The organism is Alterotamlana spongicola, from assembly GCF_035818475.1.
Lineage (GTDB): Bacteria > Bacteroidota > Bacteroidia > Flavobacteriales > Flavobacteriaceae > Cognatitamlana.
This window is the reverse complement of the sequence record NZ_JAYMGV010000003.1, coordinates 165,112-177,462: the sequence shown is the minus strand read 5'-3', so window position 1 is coordinate 177,462 and position 12,351 is coordinate 165,112. Positions and strand designations below refer to the sequence as shown.

Annotated in this window: 5 protein-coding genes; 3 read left to right on the top strand and 2 right to left on the bottom strand. The window is 36.0% G+C overall.

The genetic code is table 11. The annotated features are described in order from the left end of the window. Nucleotides 1–94: 94 nt before the first annotated feature. Nucleotides 95–1,426, top strand: a complete 1,332-nt coding sequence (locus tag VOI54_RS14935; protein ID WP_326283784.1) for a M28 family peptidase — start codon at nt 95–97, stop codon at nt 1,424–1,426. Nucleotides 1,427–1,550: 124 nt separating this feature from the next. Here the strand turns inward: VOI54_RS14935 and VOI54_RS14930 are convergent, their stop codons facing one another. Next, nucleotides 1,551–8,267: a PKD domain-containing protein gene (locus VOI54_RS14930; protein ID WP_326283782.1), complete on the bottom strand. Its 6,717-nt coding sequence runs from the start codon at nt 8,265–8,267 to the stop codon at nt 1,551–1,553. A gap of 378 nt (nt 8,268–8,645) precedes the next feature. On the opposite strand from VOI54_RS14930, the gene VOI54_RS14925 reads away from it, so the two are divergent. Continuing rightward, the gene (locus VOI54_RS14925) at nt 8,646–10,292 is read left to right on the top strand and encodes a M1 family metallopeptidase (RefSeq protein ID WP_442809389.1); all 1,647 of its coding nucleotides are present in this window, start codon (nt 8,646–8,648) and stop codon (nt 10,290–10,292) included. After that, nucleotides 10,293–10,871, top strand: coding sequence for a YdeI/OmpD-associated family protein (locus VOI54_RS14920; RefSeq protein WP_326283780.1), 579 nt, complete (start codon nt 10,293–10,295; stop codon nt 10,869–10,871). Here the strand turns inward: VOI54_RS14920 and VOI54_RS14915 are convergent. Further along, the gene (locus tag VOI54_RS14915; protein WP_326283779.1) at nt 10,868–12,334 is read right to left on the bottom strand and encodes a magnesium chelatase; all 1,467 of its coding nucleotides are present in this window, start codon (nt 12,332–12,334) and stop codon (nt 10,868–10,870) included. The two genes, VOI54_RS14920 and VOI54_RS14915, sit on opposite strands and share 4 nt — an antisense overlap. Nucleotides 12,335–12,351: the final 17 nt, after the last annotated feature.

Below are 12,351 nucleotides of genomic sequence, written 5' to 3'. Positions count from 1 at the left end.
TTAACCCAATACATAGAGTGACTAACTCAATTTTTATAAGCGCCTCGAAATAAATTTCGAGGCGTTTTTATTTTCACTATTTTTAAGGAAAAAAATGAAATTACTTTTAACTTTTGCTGCACTTTGTTTTTTAAATTCTGCATTTACACAAACTTCAGAAAAAATCTATGATATTATTGATAATGTATCTACTGAACGCATACACTCGGATATCCAGACACTTGTTAATTTTGGTACCAGAAATACATTTAGCGATACCATTTCCAAGACCAGAGGTATAGGAGCTGCAAGACGCTGGATTAAATCTGAATTCGAAAATATATCAAAGGCCTGCAATAACTGCTTAGAAGTATTTTACCAAAAAGATTTTGTAACCAAAGAAGGTAATAGTCGGGTTCCTCATGATGCCTGGGTTGTAAATGTTGTGGCCATTCAAAAAGGTACAGAATACCCTAATAGGTATATTATCATGAGTGGAGACATTGATTCTCGCGCCAGTGATACTATGGATTATACAACCGATGCTCCCGGTGCAAATGATAATGCATCCGGAATGGCAGGTACCATTGAAGCTGCTCGGGTTTTAAGTAAATATCAATTTAAAAGTAGTATTATTTATGTTGGGCTATCTGGTGAAGAACAAGGCCTATTTGGTGGTGCCGGTTTGGCAAAATACGCCCAAGACAAAGGCTGGGATATTATAGGTGTATTAAACAATGACATGATTGGAAATATAAAAGGAGTTGACGGTGTTATTGATAACAGAAGCTTTAGAATTTTCTCTGAGCCTACCCCTCCTACCGAATCTGAAAAGCAAAGAGAGCGTAGACGGTTTTATGGTGGTGAAGTAGATGGTATTTCCCGACAATTGGCCCGATACATTCATAAAACAACCAAAACTTATATGCCTGAAATGAACCCAATGATGATTTACAGATTAGACCGGTTTGGTCGTGGTGGTCATCATCGCCCTTTCAATGATTTAGGTTTTGCTGGTATCAGAATCATGGAAGCTCATGAAAATTACACACAACAGCATCAAGATATTCGTGAAGAAAATGGTATTAAATATGGAGATGTGATTGAACATGTTAATTTTGAGTACGCAAAAAAACTAACAGCAGTTAATGCCATTAATTTAGCCAGTTTAGCTTCTGCCCCACCCAAGCCAAAAAACGTTGCTATTGGAGGCATTGTAGAACCATCAGTAAGATTTAAATGGGACAAGGTAAAAGGTGCTAAAGGCTATAAAATCTATTGGAGAGATACCACTTCTCCCACGTGGGATCATAGTCGTTATGTTGGAGATGTTTCAGAGTATTTACTGGAAGGTATTGTTATTGATAATTACTTCTTTGGAATAGCATCTGTCGGAGAAAATGGTTTTGAAAGTATTGTCACATTTCCTAATGCTATTATGAGATAATTCCACTTCTATTAAATCTAATTGAAGAAATAGTTTATCATAAAAAAGCCTTCAAAATTAAGTTGAAGGCTTTTTACAAAACACTTGAAAATCTAATTTTCAACAATAAACAAACTATTAATTACTATTCTTTTATAAATCTTTTAATGACCGTGTTATTTCCGTTATTTATCTTTAAGACATAAACTCCAGAATTCAAATTAGACACATTTACACTTTCACCATCACTTATTTTAGTGTTCATAATTAATTCTCCCAATATACTATAGATAGTTATCTCCTTTTCTTCTTTTAAATGTCTTATAAACACCTTTTCATTTGCTGGATTTGGGTACAACATATAATCCTTAGAACTGTCATCAACCTCATTGACACCTAAGGTACTTTCAACTATTATATTGAACTGGGATGAGCTTGTTAATCCCAGGTTATCAGTCACTGTTATTGTGGCATTATAACTCCCTTTAGGCAAAGTAACAGTTGGTGTTATACCTGTAAAAGGTGATCCGGGTACCCCTGGAATATCCCAACTATATGACATAATTGTTCCGTCAACATCATAACTTGCCGAACCATCAAGAGCTACCTCTTCAAAACCTGAACCATCAGTATCCTCCCTTATAATATGTCCACCGGCATTAGCAATTGGGTGTATATTAGTGGCTGGCAAATTATTTTCATCAAGAACGGTAATAACAACCGAATCTGTATGCCTGGCCCCTTTATCATCAATTACTGTTAAATCTACTGTAGTAGCTCCTAATGGAAGATCAGCATTTACATACACTCCGTTTAAGATTCCTACATTTGGAATATCCCAGATATACCCAACTACTACGCCATCCGGGTCTGTACTTAATGCCCCATCTAAACTAATATTTGCTATACCAGTGGCTGTAGCTATATATTGGTCTACACCTGCATTTGCAATCGGGTTTACATTATTGGGATCAGGATTTACTGTAATTGTAAATGTTGTGGTTCCTTCTGCTCCATTAATATCAGTAACAACCAATGTTCCGTTATATACCCCTACTGAAATATCTACATCAAATACCGGGGCTGCTGAACTATATTGACCAAGCCCGGAAATCAACCATTTATACCCAAGAATTGTACTATCTGAATCGGTACTTGATGACCCATCTAAACTTAATGTTTCCATACCATTGCCATCATTATCTGTAGCTATATAGTCTGAGGTCATGGCAATAGGTGCTATATTAGTCACGCCATTGTACGGGCTTGGGTCATTTGACAGATAAATATCATCTAAATATACGATTTCTGCGTCCCAGGGCGCCGACACTTCTTCTAAACGCAATATCAATTTCTGGGCATCCCAGGTATCAGACTTTAAATCAAACACAACATCTTCCCAGGTATCTGCTGCTGCATTAGTTTCTAAATCTGAATTATAATTTGCCTGACTTCCATTAGAAACCCTTACACTATTAGGCGCCACATAACTAGCTCGCATTTTTACATGCAGATACCGAAGATTTGGTTTAAACAGCCCTCCATTAAAAGACATTTCAATACCAACCCATTTAAGTTCTCTATTTCCTCCGTTATCGGCATCTCCCTCTAAATCAACTTTTAACACTTTAGTACTTGGGTTAATCAAATCAACATCAGGATTATCTACAATAGCAAAAGTTGTGGTCCGTAAATTATTAATGCTGTCATCTAAAACCCCTGATTCAAAATCATACAACAGCATATTCTTAATTGCAATATTAACATTATCATCAACTACCGTTACATCAATACTGTCTGTTGCTGTGTTTCCATCATTATCAGTAACCGTTAATGTTATTGTTGTTGTTCCCAAAGGCACATTTAAAGTGGTTTCTATACCTTCCTGGGTTGCATATCCCGGTATGCTCCATGCATATTTCATTATGGTTCCATCATTATCTGAACTTAATGAACCATTTAAAGTTATAGTTTCAAATCCATTCTTGTTTAAATCAGAAACCGTAAAATCTAATCCGGCTTTAGCAATTGGTATTTGACTTGTAGTTAATACTTTATAAACTTCAAATTCTTTTATTCCAAAAGATGCTCCTATACTATTTGTTACAGATACTCTTACATAACGTGCCAACATACCGGAAAGATCAATGGTATTTGATACTTCAGAATTAGAAGTTATTGTTTTTACATTTGTCCAGTTAATACCATCATTAGATTTTTGTATAGAATAATCTACTCCATAATCAGTATCCCACTCTATTTCTACACGATCTAAAGCAAACACCTGACCAAGATCTACACCTACAAATTGTGGCAAGGTTCCGGCATTATTATAAATAGTCGAATCTATTCCATCATTAAAGTTTGTATCAGATGAACCGGGAGTTCCACCAGATGTAATAACGTCCTTATAAAGAGCTATATTTTTCTCACCAGAAACAACTTCAACTTTAAGATTATCAGTTGCTGTTGCTCCATCTAAATCTGTGACTGTCAACACGAAATTATGAGTTCCCAACGGAAGGGTTATTTCCGGATTTATACCATAGTATGTATTACCCATTGTGTCTTCCCAAACATAAGTCAATTCCCTTAAATCCGGGTCTTCACTTTGACTGCCATCTAAATTAAGTGTAGCCATACCATCTTCTATTCCTGAATCATCCTGATCATATACTATTAAGTCAATGCCTGCATTTGCCACAGGCAATTCATTAGCTAATTGCACCCCTGAACCAGTAACCTCAAATATTCTAAAATCGTCTGTCTCTGCCCAACCTATTCCTTCAAAGCGTACAAAAAGTACTTTTTCCGGTGTACTAAAATTAACGGTTTGAAATTGGCTTAATGCTGAAATGCCATCTCCAAAATGCGCGACTTCTTTCCATATGTTTTTATCTAAATCAACAGAGGTATGCACCTTAAATTCCCTAATCCTTCCTTTGGCATAAGTTCCCAGGTTAAAAGTTATACTTTCAATATTGTAAAAACGTTCCATGTTAATAACAATATTTTGAGTATCCTCTACCAAATCCACACTTTTCTTGGATTGCCACCTGGTATCTGTATCGCCATCCAGTGCTTCTTTGGATGATTGTGTAGCTCTATTGTCTGAATCTGAAATAATTTTCTTTTTAAAGAAAATCCCGGGATTTGGCTGAACGGTCACATCTACAAAAGACAATGAACTTTTTCCTTCATTATCTGTACAAGTTAAGGAAGCGGTATAGGTGCCTACCGGTAAATTAAATGTAGGTGATATTGCTGATGACGACAGTCCATTAACGTCCCAATGATAGCTAGTAATTGAGCCTTCTAAATCGTAACTTAATGAACCGTCTAAAGTAACAGGTTCTGCATTGGTATCATCACGATCAATGACAACAATTGGTTCTCCAGCGTTAACCACCGGTGGGGTATTTGTTATGGTAGTTAAGTTATCTATTAAAATAGTTATTGTTCCTGTTTGCCCGTTAACATCATATGTAAATGCATCTGTTCCACTATGCCCTGTGCCGTTTTGCACATAAGTCAATACCGTGTTATTAAAACTCACTGAACCATAAGTTGCTGGCGTATTTGATGCTATTGTTCGTGCTACATCAATAGTAATAGTTTCACCTTCCAAAACAGTCACTGTATAATCCGGAGCCTCTGAAATAACATTTAAAGTTACTGTTGCCGGCGTTGACGTTTTCTCCACACTATCTGTAATGGTATAACTAAAACTATCTGGGCCACTAGCCCCTGTATTTGGCGTATAGGCAATTGTATTATCTGAATTAATGAACAAGCTTCCGTTAGAAGGTTGTGAAACTATGGTTATTTCAAATCCGTTAATTGCATTTTCTCCTGTATCATTTTTTAATACATCTAAACTTATGGCTTCGTCAAATTCTATATCAAATGCATCACCTACAGCTATCGGTAAGGGAACTGACGGAACTACAGTAACATCAAAGGTTACTTCGCCTTCGGTATCTGTCTGAAAAATTATTGTAGAGGTCCCTAATGCCAGGGGGGTAATAGTTACTTTAGATTTATCCGGTGAAGTCACGGTGCTTACAATATTTGTATCTGAGTTTTCAACTACACTGATTACCGGCGTGTTATTATCTAAAACTCGTTCAAAGATATTAGATGATAAAAACTCAATTCCACCATGATCTATTGCAACGGTAACGTCTTCGGGTCTTTTAATAATAACGTCTCTGACAGGTTCTCCTTTTGCATTGTTAACATGTTCTACCGGTCCTAAAACAATATTATTATAATTCACATTTGGCAGTGATGGTTCAAAAACAATTTCGGGATCATAAAACTCAGCAGAAAATACCGAAGACACTTTACCTTCTAAAAAACGTTGTCGGTTGGTTTTATTTGAATTGGCTACCAAATCAACAGGCGGTATGCTATCCGGGTGCTGCTCTGTCTTTAAAAACACCTTGTAGTTTTCGCCGTCATGAGAAACCACCATATCAGATGGTTTACCTTCTGTATTTGATCCGTCTCCTGCTGACTCGTCCTCTTCTGAGACTACATCTCCCCCTCTTACATCATTAAGCCCTAAATAGTCAATTTGTATACCGTCAAAACCCGGTAGTTTCCCTTTTACTTTATTTAAAGCCTCTTCTGATAAATCTCCAAAGGTATTGTTTATGTAATAATTAGATTGGTCTCTGTCATGTCTAAACCCTAGAGTTATATTAAATACATTATTAAAATATCCTCCTTTTATAATATGTGTGTATTGCCTTTTTTCTGCCTTAAAGCCTCTAATAAAACCTTCAACATGGGCGTCAATAAATTGTTGCGACCTACCATTTTCATGAGTATCATAAGCCGCATTCCCTATAGGGTCCTCCAAATCTCCTATCAATACTAATCGTCTATATTCAGTATGTTTAGTATATTTACGTCTAATCCCTGTATTTACCTGATATCCAACAAAATCTTCTATACGATGAAACCCTCTACCGCCACTTCCGGAAGCCTGTGAACCAAAATTCTGTGAAAAAGCAATATTACCGCCATAGGCTTGATTTTTCTGCATTAACAATCCTGTTCCCGACCCAAAATCTTCATTGGTTTCATTATTGCTCGCTTTGGTAGGGTCCCGGTCTACGCCATCTAAAGCTTGATTCCAAAAATTAAACCCGTTCCCTGTAAAACCTGAAGCTACATTATCCTTAAAATGAACCGTGTGAGAATGAAACCAAAATCCGTCACCTGCCGAGCCAAACTCATTAATATTATTTTCAAAGACCTGATTTCCGTTAGATAAATAGTTTTGTCCGGCTCCAAAGTTTGGTTCTGCCGTATTATTTTCTTTTCCGTCTCCTAAAGTACGAATAGATATATTATTGTAAAAAGTCCCTATTTCATTACCAACTTCTGCAATAAAAGAAGCTCCGTTTACATTATAGGCTACATTGTTATTTATATAGGCTGCACCTCTATGGTTAACAAAGCCCCATCCAGGAGAACCATCTACAGCCGATCCTTCTACAACACCAAAAGACGTTCCATCTGCTCCGGTCCTATGAAAATGACAAGGGTAGCGTGCTATAGGATTATGTGCTAATCGGGTAACAGCTCCCGTAGTAGCATCTCGCTTCATATTTACCATGCTTCCCAATTTATTGGTACGTCCTAATTCATAAAACCCGGCATAATGAATATCCACATTGTTAGTATGCATAAACATGATATGGCCTCTTGACTTTAGTTCGCTCCCGTCCATTTCATACCTAAAACTCCCTTCTTGTGTTGTTATTATAGCATTTCTAGTTAGGTTTATAACATGTAATTTAAGCTCTAATCCTACTTTTGTGTGGTTAGGTATCACATGATTTTTCTCTAAAGGTCTTTGAAAAGATACTGTATTACCTCCTATCCCTGTAATAATTCTTGCTTCATCACCTTTCCCATCTCTGGTAGTACCGGCTATAGCAATTTTGTCTCCCACTTTCCAGTCTAACGGTGTTTGGTCTAACTTAATATAATGGTTTCCTATTAATGCTTCTTTAAATGTAGCATACCCCGTTCGCTTCATTCCATGAATTTTGGTACTGCCATGTAGAATGACCCCCAAGCCTAAGTGAGACGGGTCATAATCCGGGTCGTTTTCATTACTATTAACAAAGTCCCCAATATTTTCTATTATTAATTTTGCTGTAATTCCCTCGGGTATTGGATTTGAAGTACTTCCCATTTCAAATGTACTCCCCATCATGCCCACCATTGTATCTACTTTAAGTGATGAATTTTGTGTAGTAGAGAACTTCAAACCTCCATCAATTCTAACAGTTCTTACAGCATTAGCTATTTCGCTGTCTACCGTTACAACATGGCCTTTATTAATTAGCACTCGCGCTCCGGCTTCCGGAACAGTTCCGGTATCCCAGGTGCTCCCTGAGCTCCAGTCTCCATTGGCAACAGACTTTACTATTATGTATTTATATCTCACCAAATCAAACATATCTGCCATCTCTGATACCTTAGGAGCGTACTCATCATGGTGTGACATCTCTCTGTATAAATTTGGGGCAGCTGAAGTATTTAACATATCCACTCCCATTTCCATATTCATGTATCTAAACTGTACAACAGAACTTATTGGGTAACTGTGATTGCTTTCAATTCCATCACTGGTAATAGACACATCATAATTGGATCCATTTATAGTTACTACTACAATGTCTGTTACACCGCTTTCACTTGTAAAACTCAATACACCATCAGGGCCTACTTCCGGTGGTGTAATTGCATGACTAAACAATGTAGTTGCAAAACTGAAAAAAAATATAACTCTGCATAATTGCTTTTTTGTTTTAAAACTCAATAATCCCTTTAATAGCATAATAATTGTTTCTTTTTAAAGAAGACTTTGATTGTCTTTTTTAAGCATAATTTACCAACTTTAAAACTACTTCAATTTTTACGTTTCGCATAAAAACACAGTACACTTTGACTACTTCAATAGTATCAACTAACCATTCACAAAACATCTGCCTTTTGACCTAATAAAAACTGCTTTTATCTATAAACTGAGACATTCAATAAAATGATTCTTACCAAAAGCAACCAAAAGACGTAATCATGACGTACCTGATCAATTCATAAAACAGGTATGAATATGCTAAGCAATGGATATTTCAACAGTTCAAATTCATTTTCTTTTTTAATAAAATTAACACCCTAGAAAATCTTTTTACTTAATTTTGAAAAAACTGTTATAATGATTTATCGCCTTTGTTTAGCTACTTTAATTTTAATACTTTCTATGCATTCTATTCAGGCTCAGGGCCTGTTATCAGAAAAGAATAATTTCACAAAACAGGATACTTTAAGAGGGAGCATAACCCCAGAGCGTGAGTGGTGGGATCTAACGTATTATCATCTGGATATTAAAGTCAATCCGGATGAAAAATTCATCTCCGGTAAAAATACGATTCACTATAAAGTATTGAAACAGGATTCTGTGATGCAGATAGATTTGCAACCACCATTACAAATGACCAAGGTGATTCAAAATGGTAAAGAATTAAAAATTACCCACGATGGAAATGCACATTTCATCAACCTGAAGGACAATCAAAATTTAAATGATATTCATGAGATTGAAGTATTTTATGAAGGCCATCCAAGAGAAGCTGTTAATGCACCATGGGATGGTGGTATTTCCTGGAAAAAAGATATTAACGGGAAGCATTTTGTAGCATCCTCTTGTCAAGGTTTAGGAGCCAGTGTCTGGTGGCCTTGTAAAGACCATATGTATGATGAAGTTGACAGTATGCTTATAAGTGTTAATGTTCCCAGAAAATTAATAAACGTTTCTAATGGTAGACTTAGAAGCGTAGAACAATTTGGTGATACCAAAACTTACAGTTGGTTTGTAAGCAACCCTATAAACAATTATGGAGTAAATATTAATATTGGAGATTATGTTAACTTTTCAGAGGTGTACGATGGCATGGGGGGAAATCTTGATATGGACTATTATGTTTTGAAAGATAATCTTGAAAAAGCCAAAAAACAATTTAAACAAGCTCCAAAAATGATGAAGGCTTTTGAGCATTGGTTTGGTCAATACCCGTTTTATGCAGATAGTTTTAAACTGGTTGAAGTACCTTATTTGGGCATGGAACACCAAAGCTCTGTGACTTACGGAAACAAATTTAAAAACGGGTACCTAGGCAGTGATTTATCAGGAACAGGCTGGGGCTTAAAATTTGATTTTATTATTATTCATGAGGCCGGACACGAATGGTTTGCCAATAATATTACCAATAAAGATATTGCTGATATGTGGATTCATGAGAGTTTTACAGCTTATTCTGAAAGTTTATTTTTGGATTATTATTATGGGAAAGAAGCGGCAGCGGCATATATTATAGGAACCCGGCAAGGTATTTTGAACGATAGGCCAATAATAGGCCGTTACAATGTAAACAATGAAGGGTCTTCAGATATGTATTACAAAGGAGCTAACATGCTTCATACATTAAGACAGCTTATTGAAGATGATGAAAAATGGCGTCAAATTTTACGCGGACTCAACAGAACATTTTACCATCAAACGGTTACCACACAGCAAATTGAAGATTATATCAGTACACAAACTGGTATTGACCTAACCGAGTTCTTTAACCAGTATCTAAGAGATATCCGTATTCCAACTCTGGAATATTCCATTGAGGGCAAAACACTAAAATACAGATGGGTAAATATTGTTGATAAATTTGATATGCCGATACAGGTAAAGATTAACAATAAAGAGCAATGGCTGTTCCCTAAAGCTGAGCAACATGTACTAACAACAGAATCAGCAATATTGTCATTTGAAGTTGATAATGACTTTTATATAGCTACTAAAAAACTATAAATGTTAAAGGATCTACCCGAAATACATTTTGAACGCGATACAGACTGGTATGATTGGTTACTTCACAATCATAATACAGCAAAAGGTGTTTATTTGATTTTTTATAAACTGGAAATGAATATTCCAACAATGCGTTGGGAGGAAGCCGTAAAAGTAGCACTTTGCTTTGGGTGGATTGATTCTACAGTAAAGAGTCTGGGTAATGGTAAGCGTCGACAATATTTTTGCAAAAGAAATCCTAAAAGCACCTGGAGTGCTTTAAATAAAAAATACATAAAAGAATTAACGACAAACGGATTACTGCATGAGTCGGGACTAGAAATGGTTAATATTGCCAAAAAAACTGGTACCTGGAGCGCCATGGATGATGTTGAAAATGGTGTGATACCAAAAGACCTTCAAGTAGCTTTTGATAAAAACCCACACGCCTTTGAAAACTATCAGGACTTTTCCAAAGGGTACAGAAAAGGATATTTATCATGGTTATTTAGCGCAAAGCGAGAGGACACCAGAAAAAAGCGCATCGATCAAATTATAGAACTATGTGCCAACAATATTAAAAGCAGAGACAGTTATTAAATATCACTTATAAAACTTCCATATGGATCTTTAAATTGTAGGCCCTCTACAAATCTATGTTTACTTAATTGTTTAAATTCTACCAAAGCCCAAAGCACAAACTCCTTTACAAAATAGCACTCATGTTTTGGTAAATTAGGTTGGTAGGTTTCTAATAGATCATCAAGCGGAGCAATTGAGTTTAGCAATGTTTTATATGAGTCGTCTCTTAAATCATCTAATAACTCAAAGCCTTCTTTTAAATTAAAAAACCATGAGACAATATTGTCATATGGACTTTCTTCATCATGCTTTTGTAGTTTTTCAATCTTTGGGAAAAACTCAGAAAAAAGACTTTTAACAGCTTCTCCTATTAAATTATAAGCTACCACAGCCGCCCCTTCTTGCTCTCCTTCATAAACCAACTCGACCTTACCTGTAATTGCCGGAATAACTCCAACAAAATCAGATAATCTTACTACAGTTTGTCCATCGCTAGCAATTAAAGCACGCCGTTCTGCCGTACTTAACAAGTTTTCTAAAGCTGTAATACTTAAACGGGCACTCACACCGCTTTTGGCATCTATAAATTCACTCTTACGGGCCTCAAAAACAATCTGTTCTAGTAAATCCCTGGCAAGATCAGGAACTATTACAGATGAATTTTGGTTTTCAACTATACGGGCTTCCTGCTCTGTAATCAATCTGGCCGTTTCAATGTTTTTTGGGTAGTGTGTTAAAATCTGTGAGCCTATCCTATCTTTTAAAGGGGTTACTATACTCCCTCTATTGGTGTAATCTTCTGGGTTGGCGGTAAACAAAAATTGAATATCCAAAGGTAATCTTAGCTTAAACCCCCGTATTTGAATATCTCCTTCCTGCAAAATATTAAATAGTGCCACTTGGATTCTGGCCTGCAAGTCCGGTAATTCATTAATAACAAAAATACAGCGGTTTGCTCTTGGAATCATACCGTAATGAATCACTCGGTCATCAGCATAACTTAATCTTAAATTTGCCGCTTTTATAGGGTCAACATCTCCAATAATATCTGCCACAGTTACATCGGGAGTTGCCAGCTTTTCAGCAAAACGCTCATTTCTGTGTAACCAGGATATTGGTGTATCATCACCTTTATCATGTATTAATTCTACAGCAAACCTTGAAATAGGATTAAGTGGGTCGTCATTAACTTCTGAGCCTTTAACACAAGGAATATACTTATCCAACAAATTTAGCATCAAACGTGCTAAACGTGTTTTTGCTTGTCCGCGTAACCCTAACAGGTTAATATTATGACGTGATAAAATAGCACGTTCTAACTCCGGAATAACAGTATTTTCGTAACCGTGTACTCCTTCAAAAGTAGTTTCCTTATTTTTTATTTTTTGAATTAAATTATGCCTTAATTCATCTTTTATGGATTTGGATTTGTATCCGGCTTTTTTAAGTTCACCTAAAGTTTTAATGTGTTCTATATCCATATTAATTATTTAAATTT

Excerpts from the sequence above, each read along its gene's own strand:
- VOI54_RS14935 (WP_326283784.1), top strand. The coding sequence starts at position 95 with ATGAAATTACTTTTAACTTTTGCTGCACTTTGTTTTTTAAATTCTGCA.
- VOI54_RS14930 (WP_326283782.1), bottom strand. The coding sequence starts at position 8,267 with ATGCTATTAAAGGGATTATTGAGTTTTAAAACAAAAAAGCAATTATGC.
- VOI54_RS14925 (WP_442809389.1), top strand. The coding sequence starts at position 8,646 with ATGATTTATCGCCTTTGTTTAGCTACTTTAATTTTAATACTTTCTATG.
- VOI54_RS14920 (WP_326283780.1), top strand. The coding sequence starts at position 10,293 with ATGTTAAAGGATCTACCCGAAATACATTTTGAACGCGATACAGACTGG.
- VOI54_RS14915 (WP_326283779.1), bottom strand. The coding sequence starts at position 12,334 with ATGGATATAGAACACATTAAAACTTTAGGTGAACTTAAAAAAGCCGGA.